We start from the raw sequence: 17276 nt of genomic DNA, 5'->3' as shown, positions 1-17276 counted from the left end.
GGCCTGCACGAGGGCATGGGCAAGGCGCTGCGGATGGACCTGGCCGTCGGGACGCTGCTGCTGGCGCTGCTCGGCTGTCTGACGATGTTCAGCGTGCGCCGCCGGATGCGGCCGCTGGAGGACATGGTGGAGACCTCGTCGGCCATCGCCGAGGGCGATCTGACCCGGCGCGTCCCCTCCAGCCGCGACCCGACCCTGGAGGTCGAACAGCTCCGGGTCGCCCTCAACTCCATGCTCCACCAGGTGGAATCGGCGTACCGCACGCGCGAGCGCAGCACCGCCCAGCTGCGCCGCTACGTCGGTGACGCCTCGCACGAGCTGCGCACACCGCTGTCCGCGATACGCGGGTACCTCCAGCTGTACGACAAGGGGATGCTGACGGAACCCGCCGAGCGCAAGCGCGCCTGGGACCGGATGAACGGCGAGGTGGACCGCATGGGACGCCTCGTCGACGAGCTGCTCACCCTCGCCCGGCTCGACCAGCGGCCCGAAGTGCGGTTCCGCGACGTCGACCTGAGCCGTCTGGTGCGCGAGGCGGCCGAGGATCTGCGGGTCCAGCAGCCCGAGCGGCCGATCACGGTCGGCGCCGACGGCGCGCTGCTCGTGCACGCGACGAGTCGGGGCTGCGTCAGGTGCTGGGCAATCTGCTCAGCAACGTCCGCACGCACACGCCCGCCGACGTGCCGGTGCGGCTGGGCGTGGAGCGGGCGGACGGTGTCGTCCGGCGGTGTGTCGAGGACGAGGGTCCGGGGCTGTGCGAGGAGGACGCGGCGCGCGTCTTCGACCGGTTCTTCCGGGCCGGCGGGGGGCGCGGGCAGCGGGCTGGGCATGGCGATCGTGCAGGGGGTGGTGGAGGCCCATGGCGGGGAGGTGGCGGTGGACTCTGCGCCGGGTGAGGGTCTGAGGGTGACGGGTGACCCTGCCGACCGACGTCAGATCCAGGTGAGGCGCCAGAGCCGGAAGACCCCGGTGCCGTCCGAGAGGTACTGTCCGCCGCCGACCTCCTCGCTGGCGACCACGTACTCCTTGGCCTGCCACAGCGGGACGGCCGGGACGTCGCGGGCGACGGCCTCCTGAAGCAGACGGAAGTCCTTCGTGGCCTCACTGCGGTCGGCGTACTGCTGGCTGTCCGTGATCAGCCGGTCCACGGTCTTGTCGCTGTACCCGGTGTTCATGGTGCCGTCGGTGCCGACGAGCGGGCCGCCGTAGGTGTCCGGGTCGGGGAAGTCGGCGACCCAGCCGACGGCGTACGCGTCGAGCTTGCCGCTCGCCCAGCGCTTCTGGAAGTCGGTCCACTCGTAGCCCTTGACCGTCACCTTGAACAGGCCGGTCGCCTCCAGTTGCCGCTTGATCTCCGCGGCCTCCTCGGCTCCGGCGCCGCGGCCGGCGCCATAGCCGTAGGTGAAGCGGACGGGCAGGCTCACGCCCGCCTCGCTGAGCAGGACGCGCGCCTTGGCGGGGTTCAGCTTGGGGTAGGTGTCGAAGAACGACGTGGTGTGACCGGTGATGCCCGTCGGGATCAGCGAGAACAGCGGGTCCACGGTCCCCTTGTACACCGTGGCCGCCAGCCGTTCGCGGTCGATCAGCCAGGCCAAGGCCTGCCGGACCCGGACGTCGTGCAGCGGCGAACCCTTGCGGGTGTTGAAGTAGAGGTTGCGGATCTCGGAGCTGTCGGCCTCGGAGACGCGCTGGCCCGGGTCGGCGGCGTTCAGTCCGGCGAGTACCTCGGGCGGCAGCGTGCGCGTGGCGACGTCGATCCGCTTCGCCTTCCAGGCGCTGTCGAGGGCGTCCCCGTCGGCGAAGTAGCGCAGTTCGACGGGGCGGCCGGTGCCTTTGAGGGCGCCCTTGTACCGCGTGTTCGGGGCGAGGACGGCCTCCTTCTCCTTCGTGTACGCGGTCAGGGTGTACGGGCCGGTGCCGTCGACAGCGTTGTCGGTACGCAGCGCGTCGGCCGGATACTTCTCGCGGTCCACGATGGCGCCCGCCCCGGTGGCCACCTTGAGCGGGAACGTGGCGTCGGGCGACGACAGCCGGAAGGTGACCGTGCGGCCGCTCGCGCTCATCGAGGCGAGGGTGCTCAGCAGGGAGGACGGGCCGACGTCCGACTTGATCCGCTTGACGCGGTCGAAGGAGTACTTGACGTCCTGCGCGGTCATGGCCCGCCCGCTCGGGAAGGTGAGGTCCTCGCGCAGCTCACAGCGGTACGTCTTCAGGTCGGTGCCGTCGAAACCGCAGCTCTGCGCCGCGTCCGGCTCGGGTGCGACGCCACCTGGCTCGAAGGTCAGCAGTGACTGGTAGACGTTGTTGAACAGCGCCCAGGAGCCGGCGTCATAGGCGCCGGCCGGATCGAGCGACGTGACGGCGTCCGTGGTGCCGACCGTGATGGTCCTGTTCTCGTCCTGCTGCGACGGCAGCAACTGCCAGCCGCCCACGCCCACGGCCGCCAGCACGAGCAGCGTCGCGAGAATCCGCATGCGAATCGAACGCATGGGTGTGCCCTCTCCCCGGCCCTTCACGGGCCCCCACATGAGCAGTGAATAGGTGAATATCCGCCACTCCCCTAAGTGGCGGGCACACCTAATCACACCCGTTTCACCAGGGGGAAGGGCTTTCTGGCGACATGGGAAAGAACTTACCTACGGGCGTTTCCGGCAGGTTTCACAGGCCGTTCACAGTCACGGAACGGTCGGGCCGGCGGGGCCGGCGGGGCCGGTGGGGCCGTCGAGCGGGTGAGGCCGTCGAGCGGGTGAGGCCGGTCAGGCCTGACGGGACGCCAGCTCGATGACCGTGATGTCCGACGGGGCGCCCACGCGCGTGGGCGGGCCCCAGGCGCCGGCGCCCCGGCTGACGTACAGCTGGGTGTCGCCGTAGCGGTCCAGTCCGGCCAGGGTCGGGTTGGCCATGCCCGCGACGAGGTTGCCCGGCCAGAGCTGGCCGCCGTGGGTGTGGCCGGAGAGCTGGAGGTCGACGCCGTGGTCGACGGCGTCATGGATCTGCACCGGCTGGTGGGCGAGGAGCACACACACGCGTGCCTTGTCCCGGTCGCCGAGGGCCTTGGCGAAGTCGGGGCCCTGGCCCTCGCTTTCGCCCGCGATGTCGTTGACACCGGCCAGGTCGAAGTGGGCCAGTTCGGTCCGGGCGTTCTCCAACGGGCGCAGGCCCAGGCGGCGTACCTCGTCGACCCACTGCTCGGCGCCGGAGAAGTACTCGTGGTTGCCGGTGACGAAGAACGCGCCGTGTCTCGCCCGGAGCTGGGCGAGCGGGGCCGCCGCCGGGCCGAGGTCCTTCACGCTGCCGTCCACCAGGTCGCCGACGACCGCGATCAGGTCGGGCTGGGTGCCGTTGATGGTGTCGACGACCTTCTGCGCGAAGCCGCGGCCCAGGACCGGGCCCAGGTGGATGTCGCTGACGACCGCGATCCGGTAACCGTGCGCCGCGCGCGGGAGCTTGGCCAGCGGGACGGTGACCCGCTTGACCTTGGGGCCTCTGACGACGCCGTAGGTGCCGTAGCCGACGGTGCCCACGGCTGCCGCGGCGGCAGCCCCGGCGACGAACCGGGAGACGAAGAGGCGACGGGTGGGGGTGGCCAGGGGGCGGGGCGGGTCGGCGGGGCCGGATGCCGGGGTGGGGTCGGGCGGGGATGCCGGGGACGGGTCGGTTGTGGGGGCCGGGGACGGGGCGGTCCCGGGGGCCGGGGACGGGTCGGTCCCGGGGGCCGGGGGCGGGTCGGCGGTGAGGGCCGAGGCCGAGCCGGTCGGGGATGTCGGCGCTGTGCCGGTCGCGGTCGCGGAGGCCGCTGTCGAGGCGGTCGCGGAGGCCGACGTGGAGCCGGTGGCGGTCGCGGAGGCCGACGTGGAGCCGGTGGCGGTGGCGGTCGCGGGCGCGGAGGCCGACGTAGAGCCGGTGGCGGTCGCGGGCGCGGGCGCGGGCGCGGAGGCCGACGTAGAGCCGGTGGCGGTCGCGGTCGCGGGCGCGGAGGCCGACGTAGAGCCGGTGCCGGTCGCGGAAACCGCTGTCGAGCCCGTGGCAGGCGCGGAAACCGCTGTCGAGCCGGTGGCGGGCGACGAGATCGGGCCGGCCGCTGAGGCCGACGCCGGAAGGGGCGTGGATGGCGTGCCGTCCGCCGGTGCCGGGTCCGGCGCGGTCTCCCCCGCACGCGCCCGCCGCTCGAGCCACCGCCGCAGCAGCGGCCGTACGACCTCACCCGCGAGCACGCCCAGCATGAGGTACATCGACAGGGCCAGCCACAGGAAGCCCGGCCAGGCCAGAACCTGCTGGAGCCAGAAGGGCGCGCCCGAGCGCTCGGCGACGAGGGCACCGACCGTCAGGGCCCAGCCGCCGGCGATCACCACCACGCCCGCGCGGCGCACGAACCCGGGGCCGCGGGTCGTGTCGCGGAACAGGCGGCGCCACATCCACCAGTTGCCCGCCACCAGGACGGAGACCACGAGCAGTGCGACAAGCGCGAAGACGATGACCACGCCGACGTTCCCTTTCCCTTGCGTGCCGAGTGAACGTCCCAGGTCCTGGCCGAGTTCCTATGACGTCCGGCGCAGTGCGCGCACTCCACGCAACCCGATGACCCCGACGACCGTCCCCAATACGAAGGAGACGACGGCGGGCGCCCGCGGCCCGCACCGCGATCGGGGGATTCGCCAGGGAGCGAGTCAAGCGAGGGAAGGCGTACGTCAACGTCATCGCGCGCGATGAGGCCGGCTCGCCGCTGACGCCTCATAGGGGTGTCACTGACGGGGCCAAGTGGCTTGAGTTGCAGGAGCGCCGGAACAAGCGCAACAAGACGAACAGGCAGCGGGTGGGCAGCCAGGCCAGGGCGGCCTCGCCGGGCTTCAGGCCGTGCTTGGCGAGCAGGTCCTCGTAGGCCTGGATCTTCGCGTGCACCTCGGGGCCGGACATGGCGCCCGCGGCCCGCCCCTCGCTGCGCCGGCCGCCTTTGATCTCTCGCTGACCAGGCCGATGGTGCCGCCGCGGCGGGCCGCGACCTCGTTGGCCTGGGCACCATGGAACCGGGCGTGCGCGAGGCGCCGCGCAAGCGCGGGGTGCTGGCACATCCGTCCTGTGGTTCGAACGGGACTGGGACGGCGACGCACGCCCCCTGCCCCGACCGCTGGCGCGCCGACTGCCTCGCCACCGCCACCACCACGACCTGCCGTCCACCGCGGCCCGCCCGACCGGTGAACGCGTCGAACTCCGCGACCGGCTCGGCCCGCCGGCCCGCCCCCTGGAGGAGGAACGGGCCGAGGCCGCCGCCGACACGGTGGAGTGGCTGGACCTGCCTCCCCACGGCTCGGGCTGCTCGCGGGCTCGGCCGGGGGAGGCGACCGCACCCTCGTAGGAGGCGGAGGTACAGGTCGTCCACCGCTTCCTGCGGCGCACCCCCGCTCGCATGATCGGCGTCTGCTCCCGGACGGCGGCGGCGACCGCCGCCCGCAGAACCTCCCCGGCACCTGGGACCAGTACCCGAACTGGCGCCTGCCGATCGCAGACGGCGCGGGCCAGCCCGTGACCCTGGAGGGACTCGCGCCCTCGTCGCGCCTGCACGGCCTGATCGACGTATGGAAGGAGGCACCCAGAGCTCCTAGGTGTAGTGCCCTGTGAGACACCTCAGGCCGTCCCGCCTTCGGACTGCTCACCCGTCCAGCCGCTTCCTGGTGACCGAGGGCGACTCCGCCGTCCGGCGCGGTGCGCAGGCACCTTCCAGGACACCGGTGGTGTCGTGACTGGCGCACGGCGCACTCCAGGCAGCATCCGCTATGCCTGACCCAAAAAGACGGGATAATACAGAAATGCTCTCGTCTATCCGTGTATGAGTCTTGGCGCCTGCTGAGGAGCTGCGGAGATCTCCTCAGGAGCGAGATGAACAACCATGGAGGGATACATGGCCGCCGACCAGCTGCCAGGGGGATCCGAGGGCGTTCTCGACGAGGCGCTGAGTGCGAATGCCACCATCGACGAGCACGGCGTGGTGACAGCGTGGAATGCGGGGGCCGAGGAATTGCTCGGGTACCCGTCCTCACAGGCCGTGGGGCAAGCGGCGGCTGGTCTGCTGGCCGAGGAGATCGACGAGCGGGAGCTGCGGTCCCTCACGCAGATGCCCAGGTGGAACGGGCGGATTGCCCTGCGGCACCGCGACGGTCACCGCGTGGAAGCCAGGATCCTGGCCCACAGAAGGGCGTCGGACGGGGGGCGGCTCGAATGGTTCCTGGTCTCCGCACTGACGGGGCAGGACCCCCGTCCCGATGACGACGTTCTCGTGAGCCGGCACCACGAGCAGGCCGCGGGCTCGTCCCTGGGGGTATACGACACCAGGCTGCGCCTGCGCCGGTACAACGAGGTCGGAAGGCGCGATCTGGCCCTCGGCGATGACTACGCGCGCGGGCTGTTGCCTTCTGAGTTCGTGGACCACCCAGGGATGAAACGGGTGGAGCAGTCCATGCGGCTGGCGCTGCAGAGCGGTGAGCCGCAGGTCCTTGCGCTCTACTCGAGCGTCCTCGGTGAGCCCCGTGAGCATGCCTGGTCGGTCGTCGTCACTCCGCTGAAGGACGAAGACGGTCGTGTTCTGGGTGTAGGTCTCGCCATTCAGGACACGACCGAGCAGTACTGGGCCCGCAAGCGACTGATGCTGCTCGCGGACGCCAGTACGCGGATCGGCAGCACCCTCGACGTGACGCGGACGGCTCAAGAGCTGACGGATGTGGTCGTCCCGGAATTCGCCGACTTCGTCAGCGTCGATCTGCTCCCCTCTCTCGATGACGCCCAGGAGCCGCCCCCGGTCATCCCGCGTGGCCCCGTCTCGTTGCGGCGTGTTGCCAACGGATCGGTCAACCCGGGAATCCCCGAGGCGGTCGTCGCTCCGGGCCAGGTGGACACGTATCCGGAAGGCTCCCCACCGGCGGAGAGCCTCAGGTCGGGACAGGCCCGACTGCACCTCGCGACCGACCCCGCGATCACCGAGTGGACGGCCCGCGATCGGGGCCGGGCCTCCGCGATCCGTGATTTCGGTATGCACTCGGTGATCACCGTGCCCCTGACCGCGCGTGGCGCCACCCTGGGCGTCGTCGTCTTCGTCCGCCACCAGCATCCCGAGGTGTTCCGTGCGGACGACCTGGTGCTGGCCGAGGAGTTGGCCGCCAGAGCGGCGGTCTGTATCGACAACGCCCGGCGCTTCACCCGCGAACGCGCCACCGCGGTGACCCTGCAGCGCCGCCTGCTGCCCCAGGCACTGCCGGCGCAGGCCGCGGTGGAGGTCGCGTCCCGCTACCTGCCGGCCGGCGCCCGAGCCGGCGTGGGCGGGGACTGGTTCGATGTCATCCCGCTCTCCGGCGCCAGGGTCGCGCTCGTCGTCGGCGATGTCGTCGGCCACGGCATCCACGCCTCAGCCACCATGGGGCAGCTGCGCACCGCTGTGCTCACCCTCGCCGACATCGACCTGCCCCCCGATGAACTGCTCACCCACCTGGACGACCTCGTCGCCCGCCTGTCCACCGAAGCGAAGGACTCCCCGCAGCGGGGCATCGGGGCGGGGACACCGGGAGACGTCGGCGCGACCTGCCTGTATGCCGTATACGATCCGGTCTCCCGTCACTGCACGATCGCCCTCGCCGGGCACCCGGCACCCGTCCTGGTCACCCCCGACGGCAGGGCGAAGCTGCTCGACGTGCCTGTTGGGCCCCCACTCGGACTGGGCGGACTCCCCTTCGAGGCGGTCGACATCGAACTGCCCGAGGGCAGCCTCCTCGCTCTCTACACCGACGGTCTGATCGAAGCCCGCGAGCGGGACATCGACGTTGGCCTGTCCCTGTTCTGCCAGGCCCTCACCCAACCCTCTGCCCCTCTGGACAACCTGTGCGACGCGGTTCTGGCCACCATGCTGCGCGGCCGCCCCTCCGACGACGTCGCCCTGCTCATCGCCCGCACCAAGGCGTTGGACTCCGACCGCGTCGCCACCTGGGACCTACCCGCGGAACCCGTCGCCGTCGCCCAGGCCCGAAAGGACGCCACCGCCCAACTCGCGGCCTGGGGACTCGACGACGCCGGCTTCGTCACGGAACTGGTCGTCAGCGAACTCGTCACCAACGCCATCCGATACGCCGAACCACCCATACAGCTGCGTCTGATCCACGACCGAAACCTCATCTGCGAGGTCTCCGACGCCAGCGGCACCGCCCCCCACATGCGCCGCGCCCGCACCTTCGACGAAGGCGGCCGTGGCCTGCTTCTGGTCGCCCAGCTCACAGCGGCTTGGGGCACCCGCCAAACCGCCGAGGGCAAAACCATCTGGGCGGAACAGACCCTCCTTCCGTGATCCCGTCGGGCAGCCGGCCGCGGCGCTGCTCGACGCGGTCACCGCGCGCTTTTCCCCCCGGCCCCCCGGCCCTCGCCGACGACAGGTTTCAGGGCCTGTTTCATCTGCCGTCATCGGCGATCCTTGCACCGATGGACACGCGTCCGGAGCCATAAACTTCCGAAGATCCCGTAGAGGAGATAATCGCAGCCTGCCAGGTGAAAGCCCTGATTGCCTTCGACAGCTTCCATTGGTGAAGCCCGAAGACCTCGACCCCTCTCAGCGGGGAAGCGCGAAGGGTATTGAAGATAGGCCTCGAGAATTCATTGCAGGCTGTGAGGATGCCGCTAATGGAAGGCCCAATCGTGTAGAGAGCCAGGCGTAGGGCGATGGATTCAGGGATCCAGAGAGTGCTCTACTACCCATGCTCCTAGGTCTCGGCGCGGCGGGATGCGCGAATGCTTCGGAAGCCGATGATGCCGATGGCGGTTCCCGGTTCCCGGTTCCCAGCAGGAACGAGACGACGGCCAGGAGCAAGTACCCAGTCCCCCCCGGCCGCGGACCGAGCTGACGCAGGTCAGATACTGACAGGGCACGAGCCACCCCGCCCGAAGGACGTTCCATGAAGCTCACCCGCCCTGTCTCCTGGTTCCTCGCCGCGTTCGGCATCTGGTCGTGGGTGATCTGGGCAACTTTCGTCAACAACCTGTTCAAGGATGCCAGCGGACTTGCCTTCGATGACGGCGAGCCTACGGCTTACCTGTGGGTGCACCTCACCCTTGCCGTCGTGTCCTTCCTTCTGGGCACCGCCATCGGAGTCATTGGCTTCCGGGGTGTTCGAGCGTCCCGCCGCTCTGACAAGTAGGGGCACAAAGACACCCCGCCCGGAGGGAGCCCGGACGGGGCTGGGTACCGATCTAGCCGAAGTCGGCCGGCGCATTCCTACTATCTGCCGCGTGCCGCCCCCGCCGAAGAAGGGCGACACTCAGCGGGAGTGGCCAGGTCAGCTGCCACTGCTCCGATGGAAGGCGCAACGCCAGCCACAACCAGGCCATCGCGCATCTTGAACTCGACCGGCTCCAGCGAAAGCTCACAGCAGGTTTCTGCATTTTCAACGGAAATAGCAGTCTTGACCGCGTCGACGGACTCCATGAAATCCCAAGAGCTACCGGCAGCTGGCCGAAGCCGGACTCACCCTTGCGTTCACCGAGCATGTCACCGCCCGCACCCCCTACCCGGACGAGCGCACAGCCCTCGGGCTCAGCGACGCAAGCCCCCTGCTGGTCACCTATCGCGTGACCGCCGATGCGGACCAGGAGCGCCCGCTGTTGTGTGAGGAGCTGAAGGCCCCCGCCGCTACCTGTCAGCTCACCTTTCCCGTGACGCCGACGAAGGCAGCCGCCCAGCGCAGCACCCGGCGCCGATCCTGATCGGAGTGACTTCTCTTTACTTGTTTCAAGGGCGCGCCTGCGGCGCGCCGGGCGGCCTTGGCCGCCTCGGCCGGGCATGCGGCCTTCGGCCGGCCCCGTCCGGACGGCCAACCGCCCGACACCCCAGCCCGACCCCGACCAAGCAGAGAAACACCGGCGTGATCGTCGCGAGTGTGACTAGCCGTCTGTCCTGTCAGTCACCGGGAAGGCGAGCAACACGACCGACGAGACCCACAGTCCTCAGACGCGCTGGTCACCGTGACAACAGGCCCTGTCACGTGGAGGGTTGAGGATGGCGGTCGAGGAGCAGGACCTGAACGACAAGGACTCGATGCTGACGTTCTTCGGGTCCGAGGTGCAGCGGCTACGCGCCAAGAAGGGCGTCCCTCAAGAAGCGTTGGCCAAAGCCACTCACTGCACGAGAACCCTGGTCAACAAGATCGAGAACGCCGTCCGGGTGCCGTCGAAGGACTTCGCCAAGGGCGCCGACAAGTTCCTGGACGCCGACGAGCACTTGAGTCGGCTGTGGCCGCTCGTCATCCTCTACGCGTATCCGAGCTGGTTCCGGCCGTTCGTCGAGCTGGAGAAGCAGGCCGCCGTCATCCGTACTCTTGAGCCGACAGTCGTTCCTGGACTGCTACAGACCAGGGACTACGCCAGGGCAACCCTGGCCGTGGGCCGGGCCAACGGCATCGACACCCTGCTAGACGCACGCATGGAACGACAGGCCATCCTCGAACGAGGCACCCCTCCGGAACTGTGGGCGCTCATGGACGAAGCCGTGTTGCGACGGAAGGTCGGTGACGGTCGGGTGATGCGGGAACAGCTAAGGCACCTGCTGAATCTGTCGGAACGGCCGTCGATCGTGATCCAGGTCGTGCCATTCAGCAGCGGCGCCCGCGCAGCTGCGGCCGGTGCCTTCCACACGCTCACCTTCGAGGCAGGCGTCAAGGGCGCTCCGGCCCTGCCTGTTGTCCACGTGGACGGCTTCCCTCGGGGCCAGCTTTTGGCGGATCCAGCCGATTTCAAGGCAGCCGAACGGGCCTATGATCTGCTCATGGGCGACGCCCTGTCCGTGCAAGCGTCGATCGACCTGATCGCCGACGTCATGAAGGAAACAACGTGATCCGCGCAAACAGTCTGCCCGAGGCGGCATGGCGCAAGAGCACCTACAGCTCCGACAACGGCGGAGCCTGCGTCGAGGTCGTTGACGGACTGTCGGCCGTGCCTGTCCGGGACTCGAAGAACAAGGAAGGCGCGGCCCTGGTCGTCAGCCCCTCGGCTTGGGCTTCGTTCGTCAACTCCGTGAAGTAGATCCGCAAGGCGCAGCAAAGCCCCCTTGCCCCGGTTCAGGTCGGGGCAAGGGGGCTTCCGCTTGCAGCCACAGCGGCACGGGCCGCATGCGCGCTACAGCGTCAGGAGTGCTTCCTCCTGCTCGTCCTCCTCCTCGCTGTCCTGTTTGCTCGGAAGTGGCCGCCAGTCCAACATCACGCGATCCTCGATCGCAATGTACTTCCGGCTTTCCGGATCTCGCCCCGGACCAACCGATACACCAGTGAGGAACAACTCAAGGAAAGCGCGTCGCTCATACACATCCCACGATGCCCACAGCGATTCCTGCCCCAACGGATCCTCCCCCGGCATGAACCACTCGGCTGGAATATGAACCGCGCTGGCAGTCTTCTCATCCAACTCCGCAAGACGGGCTACGCATTGATTCTCGTACGCCCTGTACTGCCGCATTGTCGCGCGCCAGGTGGCCAGCTCATCACGACCCCGGTACAACCCGGCCTTACGATCCGCCTGAAGCTCCGCGATGGACTGCTTCACGTGCTCAAGGTGAGCGGCAGTCTCGCGCCGTTCTTCTTCTACCCCCGCCGAGTCGGTTTGCTGCGCGAACCGGAGAGCGGCGGCAGCCACCCATTCCTGGTCTTCCTCGTTGTTCATATCGGCATTCACGAGTCGGGCCCACACCCGCCGCACAACGTAATCGTCGGCGCACTCACGCTTCACCGTAAGCCCGCCATGCCCCTTGGGGTTGGCGCAACTGTAATAGTCCTGCCCACCGTTGTTCTTCGTCTGCCCCATGGATCCAGCGCAGATGTCGCAACGCATGAAACGCCACCCGCTCAAGAGGCGAGCTTCAGCCGTGCCGCCCGGCTGCCTGTTCGTCTTGTTGCGCTTGTTCCGACGGTCCTGCAACTCAAGCCACTTGGCCCCCTCAGTGACGCCCCTATGAGGAGTCAGCGGCGAGCCGACCTCATCGTGCGCAATGACGTTGACGTACGCCTTCCCTCGCTTGACTCGCTCGCTGGCGAATCCCCCGATCGCCGGATGGTTGAGAATCCATCGAACGGTCTGAGCACGCCACTGAATCGGGCTTTGCTCACCGGATACGCGACGCTTCTTGATGGACGCGAGACGCTTCTCAGTGGCGTGAGGTTCCGCAGTCCCGGGGGCGGGAACCCGGAACCCCCTCCCCCTCAAGCGTGGCTGCAACCTTGTTGTCCGAAATCCCTTCCCAGCTCATCTCAATCATGCGCTCTACGGTTGCAACGTGATCCGGGTTTTCCTCGTCCGGCTCAAGCACCGACACAACGAGATTTCCAATTCGCTCACGGACAGCCCGCATTCCGTACGGGGCCGAGCTGGAATGCCGACCACCGACAGCCTTGATTTCTTCCTTCGCGCCCCGCAGTCGCTCCGCCTTGATATCGCTGTCCTGCTTGGCGAGAGCGGCGATCAACGCGAAGATCGCGACGCCGATCGGGTTGGACGTGTCCAGAAAGGGTTCAAGCACGGACACGAACCGCACGCCGTACTTCTTGAACTCCTTGTCGATCTCCAGGGCATCGTGCGCGCCCTTGCGCGTCAGACGCGACAGCTCGTTGACGACCACCACGTCGACCTCACCGGCGCGGACTGCCTTCATGAGCTCTTCGAAGCCGGGACGCACGGCCTTTGGATCCCAACCGGACCTTCCGACGTCTTTGAACCTGTGCACCACCCGCCAACCTGTCCAAGTGCTCGTTACCGGGGAGCGTGGCGATGCCTGCCATAGCGCCTCACCTGCTGTTTTGTAGTGATCAACTCCTAGTCGTTAGTTCCTCATGGAAGGTGACCCAGATGACCCAGCTCCACACCCCGAAGGCGAGCAGGAACCGGGAGACGGGGCGGCTGAGCTTCATGCGCTCGGTGTCACCGTCCCGGGTCCGGCCCTCCGAGCGGGGTGGGGGCAGAAGCGGGACTTCCATGGGTGGGGCATGTACGTTCTCCGTCGTGCCCGCACCCAAGAAGACCGCCAGGCGCGCCCTGCTGGTCACTTCCGCCGTCGTGTCCTCCCTCGCGCTGACCGCGCCCGTCTCCTACGCGGCCCCCAAGCCGTCACCGAGTACGAGCCCGTCGGCCACGCCCCCGGCGAACATGTCGACCGTGGGCGGCGAGCGGCTGGGACAGGCCGGCACCCAGGTGAACCTCGCGGCCGGTGTCCCCGTGCTGCCCAAGGACCTGACCGCCCGCTCCTGGGTCGTCGCCGACGCCGAGTCCGGCGATGTGCTCGCCGCGCACAACGCGCACTGGCGGCTGCCGCCCGCGAGCACCATGAAGATGCTGTTCGCCGACACGGTGCTGCCGAGGTTCCCCAAGACCATGAAGCACGAGGTCGTCCCCTCCGACCTGGCGGACATCGGGTCCGGCTCCAGCCTCGTCGGGATAAAGGAGGGCGAGACCTACTCCGTCCACGACCTGTGGCTCGGGGTGTTCCTGCGCTCCGGCAACGACGCCGTGCACGTGCTGTCGAAGATGAACCACGGCATCGACAACACGGTCAAGGAGATGAACGAGCACGCCGAGGAGCTCCAGGCCCTCGACACGAACGTGGTGTCGCCCGACGGCTACGACGCTCCCCGCCAGGTGTCGTCGGCGTACGACCTGACGTTGATCGCGCGTTCCGGGCTGCAGAAGAAGGACTTCCGCGAGTACTGCTCGACGGTCACCGCCAAGTTCCCGGGCGCCACGACGAAGAACAAGAAGGGCAAGTCGGTCCGCGAGTCCTTCGAGATCCAGAACACCAACCGGCTGCTGTCCGGCGACAGCGACGTGCCCGTCTACCAGGGCATCGCGGGCGTCAAGAACGGCAACACCACCAACGCCGGCGCCACCTTCACGGGTGTCGCCGAGCGGAACGGCAAGGTGCTGCTCGTCACGGTCATGAACCCGGAGAAGAGCGAGCACAACGAGGTCTACAAGGAGACCGCGCGGCTCTTCGACTGGGGCTTCCAGGCGGCCGGCAAGGTGCAGCCGGTGGGTGAGCTGGTCGCCCCGAGGGGCACCGCGCAGGCGAGCGCCCAGCCGGGTGCGAACGACGCCGGGGAGGCCGGTGGCGCCGGGGAGGCCGAGAAGTCCTCGAAGTCGGCGGTGGGTGCGTCGGCCGCCGGCGGTTCGAGCGGCATGGGCATCGCGATCGGGATCGCCGGCGGGCTGCTGGTGCTGCTCGCGGGCGGCGCGTTCCTGATCAACCGCCGGTGGCCGCTGCCCGACCTGGTGCGCCGTCGGGGCCGTTCCTGAGCCCGGGTTCCTCGGGCCGGCCTTCGGCCTCCGGGGCGTCGGGCGCGTCCCCGGACTCCCCGGACTCCTCGGGGGCGTCGGCGAGTTCGGTCTCCTTGCCCTGCGTCGCCGTCCAGGCGGCGCAGAACACGACCAGCTTCGAGGTGAAGTTGATCCACAGCAGCAGGGCGACCGGGACGCCGAACGCGCCGTACATGCTCTTTGTGGCGACGCCCTGCATATAGCCGCTGAGCAGCAGCTTCAGCAGTTCGAACCCGACCGCGCCGATCAGTGCGGCCACCATCAGCCGGCGGCGCGGCGGTTCGACCCCGGGCAGCAGGGTCAGGACGTACAGCAGGAGCAGGAAGTCGGCGAGTACGGCGATCAGGAAGGCGGCGATCCGCAGCAGGATCCCGCCCCAGCCGTCCTCGTCGATGCCCATCTGCCGGGTGATCCAGCCGACCATGGCGGAGGCGACGGTGGAGGCGGCGAGCGTGACGAGTACGGCGCCGCCGAAACCGACCAGGACGCCCGCGTCCTTGGCCTTGCGCAGGACGGGGTTCTCCTCCTCGTCGTCCAGCTCCCACACCGCGCGCAGGCACTCGCGCATGGAGCCGACCCAGCCGATGCCGGTGAACAGCAGGAGGGCACCGGCGATGAGGCCGACGGTGCCGGCGTTCTCCACCAGCGCGCCGATGTCGAGTTGATCGGAGATGCCGGGCACCTGGTCGGTGAGCTTGTCCTCCAGCTTGTTCTGCTGGTCCTTGCCGAGGGTCGCCGCTGCGATTGCCGCGGCCACGGTGAGCAGCGGGAACAGCGCGACGAAGCTGGTGAACGTCATCGCGGCGGCCAGCCGTGTCCACTTCACCCGGTCCATGCGCTCGTACGACCGCCACGCGTGCGTGGTCATCAGCCGGGTCACCGTGGACCCGACGACGGGGAGTTTCTTCAGCCAGTCCATGATCCGACTCTGCCCTCCGCGCGGAAGACCAATGTCCGAGTGCCCCAAAACCGCAGCACGGTAGCCAGCGCCATGCCGATTCCGGCGCCGGAGACGGTGTCCGCCCGCTGGGACGTGAGGCCGAGGCCGTAGTGGCTCACGGTGAGGCAGAGCAGTTGTACGGCGGCTCCGGCGACGTTGACCGCGCAGAAGACGGCGTAGGGGCGCAGGCCCCTGGGCCGGGTGTGGCGGTAGGGGCCGAGGGCGTTCCCGGCGTAGGCGACCGTGCAGCCGGCGACGAAGGAGAGGGCCTTGGCCGTGAGGGGGGCGAGGGCGGCCGGGCCGCGGAGCCAGGTGAACAGGGCGAGGTCGACGGCGTAGGCGAGGAGGCCGACCGCGGCGAAGCCGAGGAGCTCACGTCGGTCGCCCCACGCGCGTGTGCCGACGGCTTCCCGTGGGCCGCGCCACGCGCGCGTGGCTACCAATTGGCCACCGCCAGCCCGTACATGGCCAGCCACACCAGGCCGATGACGGCGAGGGCGCGGTCGTGCAGGACGACGTCCTCGGGTTCACCGGCGGTGCCGCGGTCGGCGAAGACGGCGTACCGCAGGATCGCGAGGGTGAAGGCGACCATGGACAGCTGGCGCCAGGGCAGCACGCCAGTGTGCGGGTCGCCGCCCTCCTCCAGGGCCCACAGGCAGTACCCGAGGACGGCGACGCCGGCCGCCAGCTGCCAGACGAAGCGCAGGTAGCCGGTGGTGTACTCGGTGAGCAACGCGCGCGTGGCGCCCGCTTTCCCGGCCATCTGCACGGCCTCGGAGTAGCGCTTGGCCGACACCATGAACAGCGCCCCGAACCCGGTGGTGATCAGGAACCAGCGCGACAGCGGGATGCCGAGCGCGAGCCCGCCGACCATCGCCCGCATCAGGAACCCGGTCGTGACGACGGCGAGATCGACGACGAGGACGTGCTTGAGGCTGACGCAGTACGCGAGTTGCATGCCGACGTACGCCATGAGCAGGGCCGCGACGGCGGGTGAGGTCAGCCGGGCCGCGGCGGCGGGCCCGAGGACGGCGAGGGCGCCTCCGACGGCGTACGCGACCGGTACGGGGACCTGTCCGGCGGCGACCGGGCGGCGGCGTTTGACGGGGTGCGCGCGGTCCGCTTCGGCGTCACGGGCGTCGTTGATCAGGTAGACGGCTGCGGCGCAGGCGGTGAAGAGGGCGAAGACGAGGGCGAGTTGGGCCAGGGCGTGGACCGAGAAGAGCCGGCCCGCGGCGGCCGGGGCCGCGATGACCAGGATGTTCTTGACCCACTGCTTGGGACGCGCGGTCCTGATGAGACCTTTCAGCAGCGCGCCGGGGCCGCCTTTGACAGGTGGCGGTACGGGCCGTCGCGGGGGCGTGCGCTGTGCGTGCAGCGCCACTTCCCTGATCCGCGCGGCACTCGCCAGGGGCGCGGTCTCAGCCATGGGCGCCCCCCTTCCTCATCCAGCGCGCCCCGATCCGCGCGGTGAGCGCCCCGAGCGCCGCGCCCGCCGCCACGTCGGAGGGGTAGTGCACGCCGACGACCAGGCGCGAGACGCACATCGCGGCCGCGAGCGGGGGGATCGCGTGGGCGCCGAGCGCGCCGAAGGCGACGGCCGCCGCGGTCGCGGAGGCCGCGTGGGAGCTGGGGAAGGAGTGCCGGCCGAGGGTGGGGACCAAGGGCTGGACGTGCGCCGGGCGCGGGCGGCGCACCACCCGTTTCACCCCCATGCTGACGAGGTGCGCACCGGCGGTGAGCGCCGTCCCGCGCAACCAGGCGCCGCGTCGGCCGGCGTCGACGGCGGCCCCGGTGAGCCCCGCCGCCAGCCACAGCGTGCCGTGCTCGCCCGCCCGGGAGAGGGCACGCGCGAGGACGGCGACGCGTGGGTCCGCGCCACGGGCATGGAACGCGGAGAGGATTCGGCGGTCCGCACCCCGGAGGCTTCGGTGATCGATGTCGTCGAGGTGGTCCATGTGGACTCACTGTTCACGTCGACACAGCCAGAATTACGGCAATATTGAGCGACATCCCA

The 17276-nt window shown here is 69.5% G+C and carries 13 protein-coding genes and 5 pseudogenes; 7 read left to right on the top strand and 11 right to left on the bottom strand.

The window, feature by feature from the left end:
- Positions 1 to 3: 3 nt before the first annotated feature.
- Positions 4 to 946 (top strand): annotated as a pseudogene (locus tag AQJ67_RS45650) (sensor histidine kinase); the annotation flags it as partial.
- Here the strand turns inward: AQJ67_RS45650 and AQJ67_RS27045 are convergent.
- The 4 genes and pseudogenes from AQJ67_RS27045 to AQJ67_RS49600 all read right to left on the bottom strand — a co-directional run.
- Positions 933 to 2489, bottom strand: a complete 1557-nt coding sequence (locus AQJ67_RS27045) for an ABC transporter substrate-binding protein (RefSeq protein ID WP_062721890.1) — start codon at positions 2487 to 2489, stop codon at positions 933 to 935. The pseudogene AQJ67_RS45650 and the gene AQJ67_RS27045 overlap by 14 nt on opposite strands.
- A 267-nt stretch (positions 2490 to 2756) precedes the next feature.
- On the bottom strand, positions 2757 to 4415 hold the full coding sequence (locus tag AQJ67_RS27040; protein WP_425264183.1) for a metallophosphoesterase: 1659 nt from the start codon (positions 4413 to 4415) through the stop codon (positions 2757 to 2759).
- Positions 4416 to 4538: 123 nt separating this feature from the next.
- A pseudogene (locus tag AQJ67_RS50780) lies at positions 4539 to 4619 on the bottom strand (SCO4848 family membrane protein); the annotation flags it as partial.
- 190 nt (positions 4620 to 4809) lie between these two features.
- Positions 4810 to 5015 (bottom strand): annotated as a pseudogene (locus AQJ67_RS49600) (aldo/keto reductase); the annotation flags it as partial.
- On the opposite strand from AQJ67_RS49600, the pseudogene AQJ67_RS49595 reads away from it, so the two are divergent.
- The 5 genes and pseudogenes from AQJ67_RS49595 to AQJ67_RS27015 form a co-directional block, all read left to right on the top strand.
- Positions 4980 to 5616 (top strand): annotated as a pseudogene (locus AQJ67_RS49595) (4-alpha-glucanotransferase); the annotation flags it as partial. The pseudogenes AQJ67_RS49600 and AQJ67_RS49595 overlap by 36 nt on opposite strands.
- Positions 5617 to 5896: 280 nt before the next feature.
- Positions 5897 to 8323, top strand: a complete 2427-nt coding sequence (locus AQJ67_RS27030; protein WP_244190612.1) for an ATP-binding SpoIIE family protein phosphatase — start codon at positions 5897 to 5899, stop codon at positions 8321 to 8323.
- 601 nt (positions 8324 to 8924) lie between these two features.
- Positions 8925 to 9167: an SCO4848 family membrane protein gene (locus AQJ67_RS27025; protein WP_062721886.1), complete on the top strand. Its 243-nt coding sequence runs from the start codon at positions 8925 to 8927 to the stop codon at positions 9165 to 9167.
- An 857-nt stretch (positions 9168 to 10024) separates the two neighbouring features.
- Positions 10025 to 10858, top strand: coding sequence for a helix-turn-helix domain-containing protein (locus AQJ67_RS27020; RefSeq protein ID WP_062721885.1), 834 nt, complete (start codon positions 10025 to 10027; stop codon positions 10856 to 10858).
- Positions 10855 to 11046: a DUF397 domain-containing protein gene (locus AQJ67_RS27015; RefSeq protein ID WP_244190611.1), complete on the top strand. Its 192-nt coding sequence runs from the start codon at positions 10855 to 10857 to the stop codon at positions 11044 to 11046. The genes AQJ67_RS27020 and AQJ67_RS27015 overlap by 4 nt, the downstream gene beginning before the upstream one ends.
- 93 nt (positions 11047 to 11139) lie before the next feature.
- Here AQJ67_RS27015 and AQJ67_RS49590 read toward each other — a convergent pair whose 3' ends face one another.
- The 3 genes and pseudogenes from AQJ67_RS49590 to AQJ67_RS50775 all read right to left on the bottom strand — a co-directional run.
- On the bottom strand, positions 11140 to 11820 hold the full coding sequence (locus AQJ67_RS49590) for a hypothetical protein (RefSeq protein WP_244190610.1): 681 nt from the start codon (positions 11818 to 11820) through the stop codon (positions 11140 to 11142).
- A gap of 340 nt (positions 11821 to 12160) precedes the next feature.
- Positions 12161 to 12688, bottom strand: a complete 528-nt coding sequence (locus AQJ67_RS49585) for a recombinase family protein (RefSeq protein ID WP_244190609.1) — start codon at positions 12686 to 12688, stop codon at positions 12161 to 12163.
- A gap of 145 nt (positions 12689 to 12833) precedes the next feature.
- Positions 12834 to 12920, bottom strand: a pseudogene (locus AQJ67_RS50775) (SCO4848 family membrane protein); the annotation flags it as partial.
- Between the two features lie 91 nt (positions 12921 to 13011).
- Between AQJ67_RS50775 and AQJ67_RS27005 the strand changes: the two are divergent.
- Positions 13012 to 14298 carry a D-alanyl-D-alanine carboxypeptidase family protein gene (locus AQJ67_RS27005; RefSeq protein ID WP_062721884.1) on the top strand — a complete coding sequence of 429 codons (1287 nt, stop codon included), beginning with the start codon at positions 13012 to 13014 and terminating at the stop codon, positions 14296 to 14298.
- On the opposite strand, the gene AQJ67_RS27000 is transcribed toward AQJ67_RS27005, so the two are convergent.
- Genes AQJ67_RS27000 through AQJ67_RS26985 form a run of 4 tightly spaced genes read right to left on the bottom strand, consistent with a single transcriptional unit; the run spans position 14246 to position 17217 of the window.
- A complete protein-coding gene (locus AQJ67_RS27000) occupies positions 14246 to 15238 on the bottom strand; it encodes a YihY/virulence factor BrkB family protein (RefSeq protein ID WP_062721883.1) in 993 nt (330 codons plus the stop codon). The genes AQJ67_RS27005 and AQJ67_RS27000 overlap by 53 nt on opposite strands.
- Positions 15226 to 15702, bottom strand: coding sequence for a GtrA family protein (locus AQJ67_RS26995; protein WP_062721882.1), 477 nt, complete (start codon positions 15700 to 15702; stop codon positions 15226 to 15228). Before AQJ67_RS26995 ends, AQJ67_RS27000 begins: the two co-directional genes overlap by 13 nt.
- Positions 15696 to 16688, bottom strand: coding sequence for a decaprenyl-phosphate phosphoribosyltransferase (locus AQJ67_RS26990; protein ID WP_208615050.1), 993 nt, complete (start codon positions 16686 to 16688; stop codon positions 15696 to 15698). Before AQJ67_RS26990 ends, AQJ67_RS26995 begins: the two co-directional genes overlap by 7 nt.
- Positions 16681 to 17217, bottom strand: coding sequence for a phosphatase PAP2 family protein (locus tag AQJ67_RS26985; RefSeq protein WP_062721881.1), 537 nt, complete (start codon positions 17215 to 17217; stop codon positions 16681 to 16683). Before AQJ67_RS26985 ends, AQJ67_RS26990 begins: the two co-directional genes overlap by 8 nt.
- Positions 17218 to 17276 lie beyond the last annotated feature (59 nt).

Origin of the sequence: Streptomyces caeruleatus (assembly GCF_001514235.1) — a bacterium.
GTDB classification, from domain to species: Bacteria; Actinomycetota; Actinomycetes; order Streptomycetales; family Streptomycetaceae; genus Streptomyces; species Streptomyces caeruleatus.
The sequence above is the reverse complement of the archived record's forward strand: the minus strand, read 5'-3'. Positions and strand labels throughout refer to the sequence as shown.